Raw genomic sequence first — 17,913 nt, forward strand, 5'->3', positions numbered from 1 at the left:
TCATTTTTGTAATGAATGTGTCATTAAATCGCTATAGTATCAGCTAAGACAGTCAGGGTTCTGACACAGGTCTGGCCTTCTATGGAGTCCCCTAATGAAACTTAACACATTGATTAGCGCAGTATGTCTGACGATTTTAAGTGGGTTATCAAGCCCGCTAATGGCGTTGGAAAGCGGATTACCCGCCTACAAAAAAGTGTCAGGTGTTTCCGGAAGTTTATCGTCTGTAGGTTCCGATACACTGGCCAACTTAATGACGTTCTGGGCGGAAGAGTTCAAACGCACCTACCCTAACGTCAATTTTCAGATTCAGGCTGCAGGCTCGTCAACCGCTCCCCCAGCCTTAACCGAAGGCACCTCTAATTTTGGCCCGATGAGCCGCCCAATGAAGTCCAAGGAAATCGAAGCCTTTGAACGACATTTTGGCTACAAGCCCACTGAAATCAGAGTCGCCATTGACGCTCTGGCAGTATTTGCGCATAAAGACAATCCCATTAAAGGATTAAACCTGCGTCAGGTTGATGCCATTTTTTCCTCTACCTTAAAATGCGGTTCAGACAAACCGATTGAACGCTGGGGAGAACTGGGGTTAACCGGTACCTGGGCAGATAAAGATGTTCAGCTGTTTGGCCGTAATTCGGTATCTGGTACCTATGGCTATTTTAAAAGTCGCGCACTGTGCAAGGGAGATTTTAAAAATTCGGTTAATGAACAACCCGGCTCAGCTTCTGTGGTGCAATCAGTGTCAGCGTCATTAAATGCGCTTGGTTATTCAGGTATTGGTTATAAAACCTCTGGTGTAAAAGCGGTACCACTGGCCAAAAAAGGCAATGATTATGTAGAAGCCACCACGGATAACGCCGTTGTAGGTAAGTATCCCCTGTCGCGCTTTTTGTATATTTACGTGAATAAACATCCCAATAAACCACTGGCGCCCAAAGAAGCAGAGTTTATGAAAATGATCCTGTCAGAAACCGGGCAAAAAATTGTCGAAAAAGATGGTTATGTACCATTGCCAACCCGAGTCGTTGCACTGGAACACAAAAAGCTGGGACTTTAAAACACCATTCCATACCAGGGCTCAACAGTGAGCCCTTTTTATTAGCTGACACATTATTCGCACGCCAGGCTTTCAGTCCCTTGCTTAAAAATATCCAAATAAGAATAAAAAAACAGATATCTGAGGCTGTTGCTGCCTGCCACCAGCCATTTTCGTATAATGCGTGTTTGGAATATCCGGGAGTAAAACCATGAAAATTGCATTGATGAATGAGTTTAGTCAGGCAGGCAAAAATGGCGCGGTATTAAACGAACTGCAAGCAGTGGCCGATGAACAGGGTCATAGTGTGTTTAATGTCGGTATGAATGACGACAATGATCATCGCCTGACTTACATCCATTTAGGCATAATTGCCAGCTTACTACTGAATACCAAAGCAGTAGATTTTGTTGTGGCGGGCTGCGGTACCGGTCAGGGTGCGTTAATGTCGTTAAACGCACATCCTGGCGTTGTATGTGGTTACTGCATTGATCCGGCCGATGCTTATTTATTTGCACAAATTAATAATGGCAACGCGCTATCCCTGCCCTTCGCAAAAGGTTATGGCTGGGGAGCCGAACTGAACATTCGTTATATTTTTGAAAAAGCATTTACCGGTGTTACCGGGCAGGGATATCCCCCCGAGCGCAAAGCATCTCAGGTACAAAACGCCGGCATTTTAAATCAGGTAAAAACTGCACTGACTAAAGATGTATTAACCGGTCTAAAGGCGCTGGACCAGGAGTTGGTTAAAACCGCGGTTGGCGGAAAACGCTTTCAGGCCTGCATTCTGGAAAAGGGTGAAGAAGGTGATTTAAAAGACTATGTTCGCAGCATGATAAACGCCTGACCGATAGCATCGAAAACCGGCAGAAGCACCATCTTCTGCCATTTTTTTCTACCTTGTTTGTGTCAACGTTTCCCGTGTTAAATCCACTCTGAAGCTGCTTTCTCCGTACAACACCCGCGCTCAAATTTTCCTCTTGTCATAGACTTGTCATAAATAGTTCATATAATTGCGCGAGCGCAAAAGTTGAAGCAATGCAAAGGTTTACCGATGTCATCCGAGTTGACGTTAAGCAGTAACAAGTCCAGAAAAATAAAAGACAAAATCGCCCGTTATGGCGTGACCTTGGGTGGATTACTGGTTTTAGCTGCATTGCTGTTAATCTTTTTCTATCTTCTTTATGTGGTAGCCCCCATTTTCCGCTCAGCAGAAATACACAATCAAACCAGTTTCAATATCCCTCATCAGGCACAAACACTGGCTATTGGAGTGGAAGAACAAGTCGAAATTGCTTATTTGTTTGACGATAGCAGTACTGCTCGCTTTTTCTATGTACAAACCGATAACACTAAAAACCAAACCGCCGGACAGGAAATAGCGTCGATTAAACTGCTTGATGATCACAGGGTCAGCACATTTGCACAATCTATGGCAGCCAGAAAGCTGTACGCCTATGGATTTGAAAATGGCAGTGCCCTGGTAGTCAGCCCTAAATTCACTACTTCATTTCCCAATAACATTCGCCACATATCGGCCGACATTAACTATGTTACCGGTCAAACACCGGTTGAAATGGATACGCAAGGCCATGCTTTAACGCAACTGGCAGTTGAAAAAAACATGGACAGCTTATATCTGGTTGCGGCCACAGATGATAACCGCTTACTGATAAACAGCCTCAGCAGCGAAGAAAACTTTATGACAGGTGAAATCGAATGGAGCAGCGATATCACCGAGATAGAAGCGATTCCGCACCCCATAAGCCAAATCCGTTTATCCAGTAATCTGGCATATATGTTTGTGCTGTCTGGCAACCACCTGTTTATCTACAACATCCGTGATTTAACCGATATCAGCTTAATTCAGGACATGGATGTGAACGCAGACGATGCCAGCGTCACCACCATGAGCCTGCTGTCGGGCGCCAGCTCTATCATGATAGGTAACGACAATGGCATCATTAGCCAGTGGTTTGAAATTCGCACAGAAGCAGGCCGGCAGTTTGTCAAGGCTCGCGAGTTTGATAATCAGCATAGCGTTAGTCAGATTGTGCCTGAGTTTTACCGCAAAAGCTTTTTTACCCTGAGCAATGATGCCACTGTCGGCATTTATTTCACCACAAGTGATGCTGAGCTGTTTAATGACCGTATTCAGCAAGGCAGTATTGAACATATGAGTGTTGCACCGCGCTCCAATGCACTGCTGACACAAACTGACGATAGTTTCCATTTATTTAAAGTTGACAACGAACATCCAGAAGTCACCTGGAAAGCTCTATGGCAAAAAGTCTGGTATGAAGGTTATCCCGAGCCAGACTATGTATGGCAATCCACCTCAGCTGATGATGAATTTGAATCCAAATTCAGTCTGGTACCTATTTCTTTTGGTACCATAAAAGCCGCTTTTTATGCGATGTTATTTGCCGTACCAATCGCTCTGGCGGCTGCCATCTACACTGCTTATTTTATGTCTCCGGGCATGCGTCAGACAGTTAAACCCACCATTGAAATAATGGAAGCCCTGCCGACGGTGATTCTGGGCTTTTTAGCGGGCTTATGGCTGGCTCCGGTGATCGAAAACAACCTGCCAGGCGTACTGATGTTTCTGCTGTTAACCCCTGTAGGCATAGTGACTGCGGCTTACGTCTGGACCTTTACCCCGGAAAAAATACGTTTGTCATTTCGCGATGGCTGGGATGCGGTATTACTGATTCCTGTGGTTTTAGTCTGTGCCTATATTTCGTTTGCACTTAGTCCTGAGCTGGAAATATGGTTCTTTGATGGGGATACACGTGCTTTTTTAACCAATGAACTCGGCATTGGTTTTGACCAGCGCAACTCACTGGTTGTGGGCATAGCAATGGGCTTTGCCGTTATTCCAACCATTTTCTCCATTGCTGAAGATGCGATTTTCAGCGTGCCAAAACAGCTTTCCAATGGTTCACTGGCGTTGGGTGCCACCCCGTGGCAAACCCTGACCCGTGTGGTATTGCTAACGGCCAGTCCCGGTATTTTTTCTGCCGTGATGATGGGCCTGGGCCGTGCCGTTGGTGAAACCATGATTGTCTTGATGGCCACCGGTAATACACCGATTATGGACTGGAACATATTTGAAGGCATGCGCACACTGTCGGCCAATATTGCAGTGGAAATGCCCGAATCTGAGGTAGGCAGCTCGCATTACCGCATTTTGTTTTTGGCAGCTTTTGTACTGTTTATCTTCACCTTTTTATTTAACACTGTGGCTGAATTTGTACGTCAGCGACTGCGTGAAAAATACAGCGATTTGTAGGATAACGGCAATATGAATAACTGGTTTAAATCAGGTTCTCCCTGGATATGGATGACAGCAGGTGCGGTCAGCATCAGCTTAATTGCCGTGCTGGGGTTATTGCTGATGATTGCCTGGCGTGGTCTTGTGTATTTCTGGCCATCCAGCATTTACCAATTTGACGTTTTGCAGGCCAATGGTGAAAGTCAGACCCTGATTGGCGAAATTTATGATACTGAATCGATACCGGCCAGACGTCTGAGTGATCAGGGCATCGATTTACGCGGCCACAAAGGCGAATTTATCAGCCGTGAACTGATCAAAACAGGCAACCGCGAATACGTTGATCTGGATTTTCGCTGGGTACTGGAATCAGATATCGTGTCGCGCAGTCAGCCCGCTGGCCTCGCCATGTTTGAGCGTAGTAAAAATGGTAATTTTTACGGTTATATCACCGAAGTATTGCAGCAAGGCGAGCCTGTTAGCGGCGACAAGACCGAACAACTGCATCAGTTAATTGAGCGTGCCAATGACCTTAATGAACAGGCCATAGATTTACAAAATGATGAAATTGGCAGTATCAACTATCAACTGGAACAACTGCGCTTAAAACGCCGTTCACTGGAAATAAACGACAAGTTAACTGACGCTGCCATTGCTAGTCTTGATGCACAAAAAGAACAGCTACAAGCGCAGTATCAGATACTGGAAAAAGCGTTATTTGCGATCCGGGATAAAACCGAACGTGACGCTGTGGTTGTAACTGATATGCGTGGCGAGAAAATCACCCTGCCGCTTAATCAGGTGCTGGATGTTACGCAACCTAACGATATGAATATTGCCGAAAAAATCTGGCACTTCCTGCGTCAAATCGGCAAATTTGTATCGCAGGACCCACGTGAAGCCAATACTGAAGGTGGGGTGTTCCCGGCCATTTTTGGCACGGTATTTATGGTTATGCTGATGGCAGTGATCGTTACACCGTTTGGGGTCATCGCAGCAATTTATCTGCATGAGTACGCTCAGAAAGGGCCTGTGACTAAAATGCTGCGTATTGCAGTCATTAATTTAGCCGGTGTGCCATCAATTGTTTATGGCGTGTTTGGCCTTGGCTTTTTTGTCTATATTCTCGGTGGTTCAATTGATGAACTGTTTTATCCGGAAGCACTACCTGGCCCCACTTTTGGGACACCGGGGGTATTGTGGTCAGCCATTACTCTGGCGATTTTAACCTTACCCGTGGTGATTGTATCCACAGAGGAAGGATTATCGCGGATCCCCATGTCATTGCGTCAGGGCAGTTTAGCTCTGGGTGCAACCAAAGCTGAGACCCTGTGGCGCATTGTGATCCCTATGGCCAGCCCGGCAATTATGACAGGGCTAATTTTAGCCGTCGCACGTGCGGCCGGTGAAGTCGCCCCGCTGATGTTAGTGGGTGTGGTAAAATCTGCCCCCATGTTACCACTGGATGGTAATTTTCCATTTTTCCATCTGGACAGGAAATTTATGCATTTAGGCTTTCACATTTATGATGTGGGCTTCCAGAGCCCTAATGTCGAAGCCGCACGCCCGCTGGTTTTCGCCACTGCTTTTCTGCTGGTGGCGGTCATTGTCGGGTTAAATATTACCGCGATCGGTATCCGCAATCATTTGCGCGAAAAATTCCGTTCGTTAGAAAATTAATAATTTGAGTACGACTATGATTTCTATTGAAACACAGCTTCGGGATGTTCAGCGCGTCGATCTGGCCAATTTGCCAGAGGAAGACACCGAGCTGAGTATTAATCAACTCAATCTGTATTACGCTGATAAACAGGCTCTGTTTGATATCACCATGCGCATCCCGAAAAATCAGGTCACCGCATTTATCGGCCCCAGTGGTTGTGGTAAGTCCACTCTGCTGCGCTGTATTAACCGCATGAATGATCTGGTTGATGATTGCCGTATCGATGGCGAAGTCCTGCTCAAACAAAAAAATATTTACGCCAAATCGGTCGATGTCGCCGCACTGCGTCGTAATATAGGCATGGTTTTCCAGCGTCCGAACCCTTTCCCTAAGTCTATTTATGAAAACGTGATTTATGGTTTGCGCCTGCAAGGCATCAAAGATAAACGCGTTTTGGATGAGGCGGCTGAAAAAGCATTACGTGCTGCTGCGTTGTGGAAAGAAGTAAAAGATCGACTCAATGATAGTGCCTTTGGTCTGTCTGGTGGTCAGCAGCAACGTTTGGTGATTGCCCGTGCCATCGCTATCGAACCTCAGGTTCTGTTACTGGATGAACCCACATCAGCACTGGATCCTATTTCAACACTAACCGTTGAAGAGCTGATCACCTCACTAAAAGAACAGTACACTGTGGTTATCGTTACCCATAACATGCAACAAGCCGCGCGGGTCTCAGACCAGACAGCCTTTATGTACATGGGTGAACTCATTGAATATTCAGATACCAACTCACTGTTTACCACACCGTCGAAAAAACAAACTGAAGACTATATTACCGGCCGCTATGGATAATAAGCAGCTTCAAGGTAAAATATAAAGTAAACCAACAGGTTAATTATCAGGATCCCGTCAATGGAAAGCATGAATTTAAACAAGCACATATCTGGTCAGTTTAATGAAGAACTGGAGAACTTGCGCAATCATGTGATGAAGATGGGTGGCATGGTTGAACAACAGCTCACCAATGCACTGAATGCGGTGGAAAATACCGATGAGGAATTGGCCCAGGAAGTTCTGACCAGCGACTTTAAAATTAATCTGCTGGAAGTATCGATTGACGAAGAGTGCACTAAAATTATTGCCAAACGTCAGCCTGCGGCCAGTGATTTGCGTCTTATTCTGGCAATAGCCAAAGCCATCAGTGATCTGGAACGAATCGGAGATGAAGCCGGACGCATTGCCAAGGTGGCATTAAAAAGCTTCAGTGGTGCGCAGCAGGAATTTTTACTGAGTCTGGATAATATGGGGCGTCAGGTCTTAAAAATGCTGCACGATACCTTAGATGCCTTCGCGCGTATGGATGTGGATGCCGCATTTGAAATTCACAAAGATGATCAGAAAGTGGATCGTGAGTACGAAGCACTTACCCGCCAGCTCATGACCTATATGATGGAAGATCCCCGCTCTATTCCCAAAATTATGGATGTATTGTGGTCGGCGCGTTCTTTAGAACGTATTGGCGATCGCTGTCAGAATATCTGCGAATATGTGATTTATTTTGTGAAAGGTAAGGATGTTCGCCATATTACCCGCGAGCAAATTGAAAAAGATATTCTGGGCAACCGCTGAGTTTTCAATTTAAAAAATAACAAAAAGCCGCGTAAATGCGGCTTTTTAATGTGATTAATGCAGATTGTTATGAAATAACTCCACTGCCATTTGATAGCATCGTAAGGCCAGCGCTGCATCGTATCTGTCACCTTCGTCACGCATAAAGGCGTGTACTGCATTCACTTCATGCCAGCTAAAGTTAACTTGCTGTTTTTCCAGCCCGGCTCTCACTAACGTTCGGCCTTCAGCTGGCACATGTGGATCCTGTTTTCCAAACACCATTACTAACTCGCCCTTTATATCACCACAACGCGATAAGGAATCATTGCCACCTTCACAGGGCAGTGTATTGGAGTGAATATCGGTCGCGTATAAACAAAATGCCGCTTTGATTGCCGGATTCAGTGCCGCCCTAAAGGCAAGATGACCGCCAATACATACGCCCATTGCCCCCACTTCACCATTACAATAACCTTGCTGTTGCACAAAGTTGATCATGGCCTGGGTATCTGAATCGTGTTGCTCCAGTGGTTTGGCGAATTTATCCGCATTACCTTTATCCTTGCCCTCATCATCGTAAGCCAGCACTGTACCGTACGGATTTAACTCGTGAAACACTTCAGGCAACAACACCACAAAACCATGTCCTGCAAGAATTTGCGCACTACGTACAATGGGGGCAGTTAATTGAAATATTTCTGAATAAAAAATAATGGTGGGAAATTTGCCTTCTTGTTGAGGGCGTACAATTTGAGTACGCATTAAACCGCTTGGGGTGTCAATATCGCTAATCTGTGACTGAATTAACATGCCTGTCTCCTGTGTGAAATCTGTGACCAACAGCGCATTATCCTTAGCCGGCTAAAATAAGCAATTGGCTAATGTCAACGCATTCAGTAGAATGCCTCTGATTAACAAACGGTTAACCTGCATAAAAATAACAACAGTTAAGCGGGAAATAGCTAAAAAAACCTCTCTATCTGTTCAAAAAGACAACCGCCGAGGAATCGATAACGTGCCTGATAAGACACATGCGGACGCCATACAGTCACAGTTATTGCAACTACACGCCACATTAGATCATGTTGGGGCCTACGTTTTTACCAAAGACATACAGGGGCGCTATACCTACGCCAACCAAAAGGTATGTGAACTATTTGGTGTTCCCCTTGAGCAGATTCTGGGTAAAAAAGACGATGAGTTTTTTGATCTGGAAAAATATAACCAGCTGGCCATTCATGATCAAAAAGTTCTGCAACAGGGGAAGAAAATTGAAGGGGAAGAAGTTAACCGGGTGGGTAAATCCGACGAGTTAATGACCTTCTGGACAGTGAAATCCCCTCTTTATGATCAACAGGGCAATATTATTGGCCTAAGTGGTATTTCTACGGATATCACTGAGCGACGTAAGATGGAACAGGCATTGCGTGACCAACAAGTGTTACTTAATACTGTACTGGATAATTCCGATTCATACATTTACATGAAAGATAAGGATTGTCGTTTTCTATACGCCAATTCCAATGTATGTCAGTTATTTGCACTTCCTGTGGACGAAATCATCGGTAAACAAGGCAGCGACATTTTACCTAAAGAAGTCGCGGAAAACTTTGACGTACTCGACAGACAAGTGGTGCAAAGCGGCGAAAAAATGTATGGCGAGGAAAACTTCTTTGATGAAGATGGCCATGTACGCCACTACTGGTCAGTAAAAATCCCCTTGTTTAAACATAACGAAGTTTATGCCTTTGTTGGAATATCAACCGATATAACCGACATTGTAAAAATGAAAGAGGACTTTAAAGTCATGGCCAATACCGACTCTTTAACCGGTATTTGTAGCCGTCGCTATTTGATTGATTGTGCCAAACGTGAAATTAAACGGGTACAACGCAATAAAAAGCCACTTGCGGTAATCATTTTTGATATTGACCACTTTAAAACCATAAATGATACCTGTGGTCACGGTTCAGGTGATAAGACCATTAAAGACATCGTTAATGTATGTAAGGCTGAATTGCGTGAAATCGATATTTTTGGCCGTCTGGGTGGGGATGAGTTTGTGGTTATCACACCTGAAACCGCCATTGAAGATGCTATCGGTATTGCAGAGCGCTTACGTAATGCAGTGCATTCGGTCAAAGCCGCATCAGATAAGATCAACATTAGTTGCAGTTTTGGTGTGGCAGACTGGAAAGGTGAAGAATTCTTCGACGAATGGTTGTTCCGCGCAGATGCTGCATTATATAACGCCAAGCAAAGTGGCCGGAACTGTGTAAAATTTCAGGAATAATAGCCAAGTAAGGAAGCAACTTTGCAATGGAAAAACATCAAATTATCGTTAGTAAAGTTGCTGTATTCTGGGGGGTGTTAACCCTATATTTGCATTTCAGTGGGCTAATATTACTGCCTGTTGCCGCAGAATACCGCGATTTAGTGACCAGTCTCATCACCATTGTATTATTGCTTTTACTGACCTGCTGGCTTACACATAAGCGTGAAAGAGGCATGCGTTCCATAGGGCTCAGCTGGCCTGCCAATGCCCCAAAGGCACTTATTTCAGGCTCACTTTTAGGTGCATTGATATCTGCCTGCATACTCGCAATAATGACATTACTCACGCCAATATCAGTAAATTGGGCTGACAATATTGATTACGCTAATGCCATTGGTTATTCAGCACTTATCTTAATGGCACTATCGGTAATGGAGGAAATCGCCTTTCGTGCCCTGCCTCTGTTTTATCTGCAAAACGTCTTTGGCACACGAATAGCCATTTATAGCACGTCAGTCGCCTTTGCTTTTTATCATGGTTTAGATCCGATGAATTTACTTGGACCAGGCGTTTGGGGCATCTTTTTTGCCATTATGGTTTTGCATTATAACAATCTTGTCATGGCAACAGGTTTACATTTTGGTCTTAACTGGGTTCAGAGTTTTTTTAGCTTAAAGACAGGCTACGCAACGGGTATCTGGGATTTTAATCTTTCCGGCCAGTCTGCTTTAGTAGCCACCAACACTTTAGGTTTATTCATCCATGTTATGTTGCTGATATTAGCCATAGTCGCTGTTGAAAGATTGATTACAAACAAAGCTAACGCCACCTAACCAGTCACCACAATCCCTTTTCAAAATAAACGCCAATGCCTCTTCACCCGGCCCAAAAAATACTGTACATTTAAACAGTATCTTTTAGTCAAATAAGGAACCACCATGGCGATTGTCATTAAATATGTAGTTGAGCATAAGGGAGTGGAAAAGTTGGTCACCACAGATAAAAAAGAAGCAGACAAGTACGATAAGATGCTGGAAGTGGCCGATAATCTTGCCGAATATATTGATGCGAAGGGCATTAGCCTCGATGCATCTGTCATGGAAGAGTTATCCGTGTTGCTGGCACGCAATAAAGATGTTGTGGGTAAAATTCTTAAGGGCACCGATGCCCAAACCGCACTAAAACAAGATGCTGCAGAAGTGGTACAACTGGAAAAGCGTAAAGCCTGATGAAGCAGACAAACAAAAAGAGCCACATAATGTGGCTCTTTGTCGTTTTAGGTGATGACCTTAATTAATTAAAAATCACGCTTATAAGATAAGCTAAAGCCAATACCTTTGGTTTCAGAGCGAGCCAGCGTATTTTCAAACTCCAGTTCTTTTTTCTGATCCAACAGGTTTTGTACCTTTAACTTAACTGTGGTGTTGAAGTCCGGATAATAGGTGTAAACAAAGTCCAGTGAATGGAACGGTGTTTCGTAACTATCATCAAAGCCATCAATACCTGGGATCAGGATACGATCTCCAAATACGTTATATACCAGCGAGGCTGAGTGGTTACCATTTGGCGCATCAAAACCAACCTGCATATTCGCCACGTATTTAGAGTGACCTGTCATACGGCGGGTTAAGTTAGTGATTGCCGCAGATACACCGGTTTGCTCAACGATGTGCTGAGAATCCAGTACGATTTCTGAATCAGACAAGGTCAGGTTTCCTGACACATAAAAGCTGTTCCAGAACTCACCACCTAAGAAACCTAAACCTTTTAGGAATTCAGCTTCCACACCGTAGACTTCACCGCTTTCTGCGTTAGCAATACGTACCAGAGGCGGACCATCCTGAGCTGGTGATTGCACCGACTCAATGGGATCAACCATGTCTTTGTAGAACAAACCTACCGACAAGTTATCGCCCTGATCCATGTACCATTCCCAACGTAAATCGTAGTTTTTCACGTCTGTAGTACGTAAACCTGGCGTACCACCAATCGGGAAGTCAGTTAACGGATCGATATAGGTAGAGCTGGAGACTTCACGCAAATCCGGGCGAACTACTGTGTTACCGTAGCTGGCACGTAACTGCATTTCTTCATTGATGGTATAAGTTACCGCCAATGAACCGTATACATCGTCTTCCTGGAACGCTAACTGACTGCGGTCGGCTTCGTCCGGTAAATCAATTTGATTCGATTTGGGATCAAAAGGTACCACTGCCTGACGGAAGTCTTCATAACGCAAACCTCCGCTGAAACGCCATTTATTGTTATAGAACAAATCCGCTTCAAAATAATAAGCATCCACCTTTTGTGCCGCTGCGTAATCATCACCGGCAATGGTGGTATCAGACAACAATGGTGTTGAGGTCAACGAAGCGTTATCTAACGCTGAATCACTCAGAATATCACCTAACTGATAACCGTCCAGTACAGAGCTGTCAGCAAAACCACGGGTATTAATATCAAAACGACGGTTTTCTGCAGTACGAACTTTAGAAATAAAGTCTGCACCGGTTTTAACTTCAATTTCCCACTTATCGAAGGAAATTGGGTAGTTCAGATTCCAGCCATAGTTTTCCACGCGGTCATGCAAGGTTTGGAACTGATAACGCGCTGCAGTGGTGGCGTTAGTCAGATTACTTTCGGTTTCACGATCGAACTTCCCATCACCATTGACATCATTCAGGATAAAACGGGTTTTGATGTTACCAGGCGCATTACGTGATGAACGACCTAATGAATAACGCCAGTCAAAACCAAGAAAATTCAGGCTTGGGAAAGTATGTCGACCTTTGATTTGATTGGTGAACATCTGACGTTCTTCATACAATACTTCGTATTCACGAATACGCTGACCATCTTCCAGCTGAATGTTGTTGGAGTTACCAATTTTTTCGCTGAACTGATCGCGGGTATCGTTTAATGCGATAGTGCTGAAGTCGATGCGATGGTTACTTTTATAATCAATACCAAAATTAAGCATGCCTGACCATTTAACGGAATGCTCAGTGGTACTGACATCATCAAAGTAACGTACCATACGGATTTCGTCACCGTTACGCTGTGGTTGTTCACCGATATATTCATCAGCAACAGACCAACTGTTATCGTAACCGCCGGTCACCAGATATCCGTAGCTGATATCGTCGTTAAACTGATAACGGTTACCTAATGAAAAGTTACCGCCATAGTTTGGATCAACGCTATCCAGATAAGGATCATAATCACGATTTAGGTCTTTTAATAAATCGCGAGCCTCGGTTGGCGTTACATCATCTAAGAACTTTTTACTGTCCCATAATGCCTGAATGCTGGCAGGCGCTGCACGGGTACCATCGTCCTCACCCCACCAGTCGTCATCTCCGCCATGATACATATAGGCATCATCGAAGTTTTCGCTGTTGCCACCCAGTTTTGCTGTCATATTAAACACAAACTCAGAAGGCATGGTTTTTAGGCGAATATCAACGTTACCACCACCAAATGCCGCAGGCATTGAGGGTGAATAGGATTTTTGAACCGATAAAGATTCAATAATATCCGACGGGAATAAATCCAGTGGAATGACCGTACGGGTTGGATCCGGGCTGGGTACCGCAGAACTGTTTAACTGGGTACTTGAATAACGTTCACCTAAACCACGTACATAAATAAATTTACCGTCTACCAGTGTTAAACCGGTTACACGACGCAATGCAGAAGCCGCATCGCTGTCACCGGTACGGGAAATTTGTTCAGCGCCTAAAATATCAGCCACAAAAGCCTGATTTTTACGTTCTTGTAAGACGGCAGCTGCAGTTCCCTTAAGGCGCGTACCTGTTGCGACGACCTCTTCGATTACCTTATCTTCGTCTGTTGCTTCCTGTGCCTGTGCCAACATTGGAACTTGTTGTACAGCCAATCCGAATAACACAGCATGAGAAAGGCGTTTTAATGGAAACCTTTGGGATTTCATTATTAACCTCATTAAGAATACGTTTTTGCAGAGAAAGTAACGAAAATTTTACTGTTACCTATTTGCACAAAAGTGCGCTACCCACTTTTAGGCAGCGCACTTTGCAAGTTCAATCACGACTCTTATTCAAGGCCTACAGTCCAGCCTTCAGTCCAGTTGTCGTCTTCTTTAACCGCACCGATGAAATCAGTGTTATCAAAGAAAGTGTCGCCAGAGAAGTCTTTTGGTGTACCCACTGCTTTAGAGAAGATACCGTTAAGAACTGCGTCACGACCTGCTTCAACAGCGTTATCCGCCTGAACAGAAGTGAACCAGTTTTCGAGGTCAACACCGTCAGCAGCAAATTTGAAGTTTTCACCGTTTTCACAGGCAATAACCGAGTTAGTGAAAGTCGTCGTACCATCGCTTAGGTTAGCCTGAGACTCAGCAGTATTTTCAACTTCGAAACACTCCCCCATGCCAGCAGAACCGGTCACGATGAAGTTAGCCAGTTGAGCGCCCGTACCTTCACGTAAATAAACACCCTCTGAGTCATCTTCACCGTCAAAATCGTTACCGATAATGGTTACGTTAGCCAGTTGAGGATTAGATTGAGGTTGTTTGTCTGGCGTAGAACCATCGTTATCTGCTTCAATACCACGGTTAGCATCTGAGTTATCAGTTGCCTGACGTGCCAGTACATATTGCAGACGACCCTGGAAACCGTTATCCCAGTCAATGCTGTCATCCTGAATATCGGTTAATACTAAGTGTTTAACGTCAACGTTACCGCCGAAGAACTCTACACCGTCATCCGCATTTTTGTGGATTTGAACGTAGTCAACAGTCGTACCAGAACCGATACCAGCGAAAGTAATACCGTTTAATTCGTTATCCGGTGCGATTTCATAACCACCGTGCATGACACGAACATAACGTAAGGTACCTGAGTTGTCTTCAGTGTTAGTACCACCGAATACAGCACCTTCCTGTACGCCTTCTACTTGTAACGAACAGGCAGAACCGTCAGCAGGACACTTGTTAGAGGGTGCATTACCCAGTAATACCATGCCACCCCACTGACCTGCAGAGCCTTCCATTCCCAGAACATCCTGCTGAGAAGTGAACGTGATTGGCTTGGCTTTGGTACCGTCAGCAACAATCTTGGAACCACGGCTGATTACCAGATAATCGTTACCAGAAGCACCGAATACGGTTACACCTGGATCAACAGTTAAGGTAGCGCTGTCAGCATTATCGCCACCAACAAATACCGCACCAGATAATGCGTACATGTTGCCTTCAGTTAAGTGAAGGTCAGAAGTGATGCGACCCGAGATTTGACAGGTAGTGTGTTCACCGTCAACTGATGCGATAGTTGTCGTGGTTGCAGGGCAGCCAGACTGTGTATTTACAACAGCGATTTCGCCACCGCCAAAACCAAATGCCCAACCTTCACGCCAGTCAGCACCCGCTTTAACTGCACCGATAAAATCAGTTGCTTCAAAGAAACCGTCAACCGCAGATACGTCTGTTGCGCCTTCCAGTAAAGGAGAACCTGACTGTGGAGTACCATCCGGGTTCAACATAGGAGCAATAACACGGTTACCGGTTTGTACATTCAGGAACCAGTTTTCTAAATCAACCGCATCAGCCGCAAATTTGAAGTTTTCATCGTTGGTACAACCCATCACAGAAGAAGTCATGGTGATAGTACCATCGGCCAGATTAGCCTGAGATTCAGTTGAATTTTCAACTTCGAAACACTCACCCATGCCCGCAGGACCGGTTACCACCATGTTATATAACTGGGCGCCAGTGCCTTCACGCAGGTAGATACCCTCAGAGGAATCTTCACCAGAGAAGTTGTTACCAATGATAGTCATGTTAGCAACAATTGGGTTTGACTGTGGCTCTTTATCAGGAGTTGAACCGTCGTTATCCGCTTCAATACCACGGTTAGCATCACCAGAGGCTTTATCCTGCTCTACATATACATACTGTAATTTACCGCGGAAGCCATTATCCCAGTCTACGCTGTCGTCCTGGTTGGCCGTTAACACCAAGTGTTTGATTTGAGCCGTACCACCGAAGAACTCAACACCGTCATCTGCGTTAGCATGAACCTGAATGTAATCAAGATCGGTAGCTGAACCGACACCACCAAACGTAATACCGTTTAATTCGTTATCCGGTGCGATTTCATAACCTGCATACTTAACCACAACATAATTCAGTGCACCTGAGCTATCTTCTTCGTTAGTACCACCGAATACAGCACCTTCCTGAGCACCTTCAACTTGTAGAGAACAATCTGAACCATCGGCAGGGCATTTGTTAGAGGGTGCATTACCCAGTAATACGATACCACCCCACTGGCCCGCACCAACTTCTTCGCCGATAACATCAGAGTATGAAGTAAAAATAATAGGTTGTTGTTTAGTACCAACCGCTTCAATTTGTGAATCACGGCTTACAACTAAATAATCTGCACCACTGCGACCAAATACAATTGTACCGGGTTCAATTTCCAGCGTAACGCTGTCAGCTTTATCATTACCAACAAATACCGGACCTTCTAAAGCCCAAACCGTATCGTTAGTTAATGTAATAGTGGTATCAGCTGCGCTACCTTTGGCAGCGGGTGCCGTTAAACGGCCTGATAAAGTGCGAACTTCAACGTTTTGACCCAAGGCAGCGGAAACCTGAGAAGAAAGAAAAGAGCTGCTTTCACCTGGACGAGTATCAGTAGGAGTCGTTGGTGTAGTCGGTGTTGTAGGCGTTGTGGGTGTACCACCACTATTATTGTTAGTTACACTATTATCAATGTTGCCTTCAGTGATGTTGATGTCACCGCCGCAACCTGCAAGCGTCAGAGCAACCGCCACTGCGGATACTTTGAAAAGATTTGCTAATACCATTTGGTTCTCCCAGTTGAGTTTTTATTAAATAAAACTGCGTGGAGATTAACCAAATCCAATGACACTTTTGTTACAGCGATCACTTGTCACAAAAGTTTAATATTAAGCTTCTGCCAGATAACTCATTTTATGCTACCGGTCACGAAACCACTTGGTAATGATCACTTTTTCACCAGAGATAACGGGGTGTGAACGATGGGCCGTCAACGGATTAGGATGACCACTAGGCAACAAATTATTCCAGATTAATGCACTACCCGTTACCGGTTTAAATTTAAGTCCCAAATCTGTAAATTCTGTTTCTCCCCCCTCTTCACAATGATTTAAATACAGCATAAAGGTCCAGCTACGCTGCCCTCGTTCTGAGGCATGCTGACGGTACTCTTCGGCACCGGGTTCAAAATAATCTGTATGAGTTTTAAATTGCTGCCCAGGCGCATAATGCTGAGCCTGCATCATTTCGCGGGTTCCTACTTTGAGTCCAAGACAATCAATGATGCGTTTTTCCAGAGATTTAACTAATGGATGTTCCATCTCAGATAAATCACAGGTGGTCGACGTACGAAAACCTTCGTAACCACTTTTAGCTGATATTGTTGAGGCTCGTAACTGACTTTTGGCGATTTCAATTATGTCGTCACATTCCTGTAAACTTAAAAATTGAGCAATACCATAAATTTGCGCTCTGTCCTGCTCAATAACCACACCATTATATTGGTGCAAATGATCAATCAGTTGCGGATGGGCCAGATTAATATAATAATCTTTATTTCTGACGACCGCCGATACATCACCCAGGCTGCTTCCGAGTAATTGCTGACAATCTTCCAGCATAAAACCATTATTAAGTAATGTACTGGCAATTTGTCCCGCCTGCTGTCCCTGCAACAAGCTTTTTACTACCCAGTTCTTCCACACGGATGGTAATGTGCTCATGATCAAATTCCACATGACTGATTATTATTGTTAATAGCCAAACAAAGCATAAATATATGACAGTTTAATGTCTGATATTTCTCGGTTTTACCATGTAAACACGACATAAAAAACATCATTCAAATAATTGGCAAGCTGACTATTTCAATAATTACGACCGGTGACATTTGTAAAACCTGTTAGAGGTGGTTGGGTCAGCTGGTACATATTTTTATATTTAGGTAAAAAACAGTCTCTACAAGCACTTGTGTCTTAAA

General features: G+C 44.5%; 13 protein-coding genes. 9 read left to right on the forward strand and 4 right to left on the reverse strand.

Annotated features, from left to right (window positions below; genetic code table 11):
- Positions 1-94 precede the first annotated feature (94 nt).
- From H8B19_RS02955 to phoU, 6 genes are all read left to right on the forward strand, one after another.
- Positions 95-1,060 carry a PstS family phosphate ABC transporter substrate-binding protein gene (locus H8B19_RS02955; RefSeq protein WP_186505295.1) on the forward strand — a complete coding sequence of 322 codons (966 nt, stop codon included), beginning with the start codon at positions 95-97 and terminating at the stop codon, positions 1,058-1,060.
- A 190-nt stretch (positions 1,061-1,250) separates the two neighbouring features.
- Positions 1,251-1,889 carry an RpiB/LacA/LacB family sugar-phosphate isomerase gene (locus H8B19_RS02960; RefSeq protein ID WP_186505296.1) on the forward strand — a complete coding sequence of 213 codons (639 nt, stop codon included), beginning with the start codon at positions 1,251-1,253 and terminating at the stop codon, positions 1,887-1,889.
- 207 nt (positions 1,890-2,096) lie between these two features.
- Entirely contained in the window at positions 2,097-4,337 is a 2,241-nt protein-coding gene (locus H8B19_RS02965) for an ABC transporter permease subunit (RefSeq protein WP_186505297.1), read from the forward strand.
- Positions 4,338-4,349: 12 nt separating this feature from the next.
- Complete coding sequence (gene pstA, locus H8B19_RS02970) at positions 4,350-5,999, forward strand: phosphate ABC transporter permease PstA (RefSeq protein ID WP_186505298.1); 1,650 nt, start codon at positions 4,350-4,352, stop codon at positions 5,997-5,999.
- 16 nt (positions 6,000-6,015) lie between these two features.
- Positions 6,016-6,834, forward strand: a complete 819-nt coding sequence (gene pstB / locus H8B19_RS02975) for a phosphate ABC transporter ATP-binding protein PstB (RefSeq protein WP_186505299.1) — start codon at positions 6,016-6,018, stop codon at positions 6,832-6,834.
- Between the two features lie 60 nt (positions 6,835-6,894).
- Positions 6,895-7,611, forward strand: a complete 717-nt coding sequence (gene phoU, locus H8B19_RS02980; RefSeq protein ID WP_186505300.1) for a phosphate signaling complex protein PhoU — start codon at positions 6,895-6,897, stop codon at positions 7,609-7,611.
- 54 nt (positions 7,612-7,665) lie between these two features.
- Here the strand turns inward: phoU and H8B19_RS02985 are convergent, their stop codons facing one another.
- Positions 7,666-8,403: a dienelactone hydrolase family protein gene (locus H8B19_RS02985; protein ID WP_186505301.1), complete on the reverse strand. Its 738-nt coding sequence runs from the start codon at positions 8,401-8,403 to the stop codon at positions 7,666-7,668.
- A 205-nt stretch (positions 8,404-8,608) separates the two neighbouring features.
- On the opposite strand from H8B19_RS02985, the gene H8B19_RS02990 reads away from it, so the two are divergent.
- The 3 genes from H8B19_RS02990 (at position 8,609) to H8B19_RS03000 (ending at position 11,097) form a co-directional block, all read left to right on the forward strand.
- Positions 8,609-9,886, forward strand: coding sequence for a diguanylate cyclase (locus H8B19_RS02990; protein WP_186505302.1), 1,278 nt, complete (start codon positions 8,609-8,611; stop codon positions 9,884-9,886).
- 26 nt (positions 9,887-9,912) lie between these two features.
- Positions 9,913-10,701: a CPBP family intramembrane glutamic endopeptidase gene (locus H8B19_RS02995; RefSeq protein ID WP_186505303.1), complete on the forward strand. Its 789-nt coding sequence runs from the start codon at positions 9,913-9,915 to the stop codon at positions 10,699-10,701.
- 105 nt (positions 10,702-10,806) lie between these two features.
- Complete coding sequence (locus H8B19_RS03000) at positions 10,807-11,097, forward strand: YebG family protein (protein WP_186505304.1); 291 nt, start codon at positions 10,807-10,809, stop codon at positions 11,095-11,097.
- Positions 11,098-11,165: 68 nt separating this feature from the next.
- Here the strand turns inward: H8B19_RS03000 and H8B19_RS03005 are convergent, their stop codons facing one another.
- From H8B19_RS03005 to H8B19_RS03015, 3 genes are all read right to left on the reverse strand, one after another.
- The gene (locus H8B19_RS03005) at positions 11,166-13,820 is read right to left on the reverse strand and encodes a TonB-dependent receptor domain-containing protein (protein ID WP_186505305.1); all 2,655 of its coding nucleotides are present in this window, start codon (positions 13,818-13,820) and stop codon (positions 11,166-11,168) included.
- 122 nt (positions 13,821-13,942) lie between these two features.
- The gene (locus tag H8B19_RS03010) at positions 13,943-16,720 is read right to left on the reverse strand and encodes a hypothetical protein (RefSeq protein WP_186505306.1); all 2,778 of its coding nucleotides are present in this window, start codon (positions 16,718-16,720) and stop codon (positions 13,943-13,945) included.
- A gap of 132 nt (positions 16,721-16,852) precedes the next feature.
- Positions 16,853-17,656, reverse strand: coding sequence for a 2OG-Fe(II) oxygenase (locus H8B19_RS03015; protein ID WP_186505307.1), 804 nt, complete (start codon positions 17,654-17,656; stop codon positions 16,853-16,855).
- Between the last annotated feature and the right edge of the window lie 257 nt (positions 17,657-17,913).

Origin of the sequence: Neptunicella marina (assembly GCF_014270035.1) — a bacterium.
GTDB lineage: Bacteria > Pseudomonadota > Gammaproteobacteria > Enterobacterales > Alteromonadaceae > Neptunicella > Neptunicella marina.

Excerpts from the sequence above, each read along its gene's own strand:
- H8B19_RS02965 (WP_186505297.1), top strand. The coding sequence starts at position 2,097 with ATGTCATCCGAGTTGACGTTAAGCAGTAACAAGTCCAGAAAAATAAAA.
- H8B19_RS02960 (WP_186505296.1), top strand. The coding sequence starts at position 1,251 with ATGAAAATTGCATTGATGAATGAGTTTAGTCAGGCAGGCAAAAATGGC.
- H8B19_RS03015 (WP_186505307.1), bottom strand. The coding sequence starts at position 17,656 with ATGAGCACATTACCATCCGTGTGGAAGAACTGGGTAGTAAAAAGCTTG.
- pstB (WP_186505299.1), top strand. The coding sequence starts at position 6,016 with ATGATTTCTATTGAAACACAGCTTCGGGATGTTCAGCGCGTCGATCTG.
- pstA (WP_186505298.1), top strand. The coding sequence starts at position 4,350 with ATGAATAACTGGTTTAAATCAGGTTCTCCCTGGATATGGATGACAGCA.
- H8B19_RS02985 (WP_186505301.1), bottom strand. The coding sequence starts at position 8,403 with ATGTTAATTCAGTCACAGATTAGCGATATTGACACCCCAAGCGGTTTA.
- H8B19_RS03005 (WP_186505305.1), bottom strand. The coding sequence starts at position 13,820 with ATGAAATCCCAAAGGTTTCCATTAAAACGCCTTTCTCATGCTGTGTTA.
- H8B19_RS03010 (WP_186505306.1), bottom strand. The coding sequence starts at position 16,720 with ATGGTATTAGCAAATCTTTTCAAAGTATCCGCAGTGGCGGTTGCTCTG.
- phoU (WP_186505300.1), top strand. The coding sequence starts at position 6,895 with ATGGAAAGCATGAATTTAAACAAGCACATATCTGGTCAGTTTAATGAA.
- H8B19_RS02955 (WP_186505295.1), top strand. The coding sequence starts at position 95 with ATGAAACTTAACACATTGATTAGCGCAGTATGTCTGACGATTTTAAGT.
- H8B19_RS02995 (WP_186505303.1), top strand. The coding sequence starts at position 9,913 with ATGGAAAAACATCAAATTATCGTTAGTAAAGTTGCTGTATTCTGGGGG.
- H8B19_RS03000 (WP_186505304.1), top strand. The coding sequence starts at position 10,807 with ATGGCGATTGTCATTAAATATGTAGTTGAGCATAAGGGAGTGGAAAAG.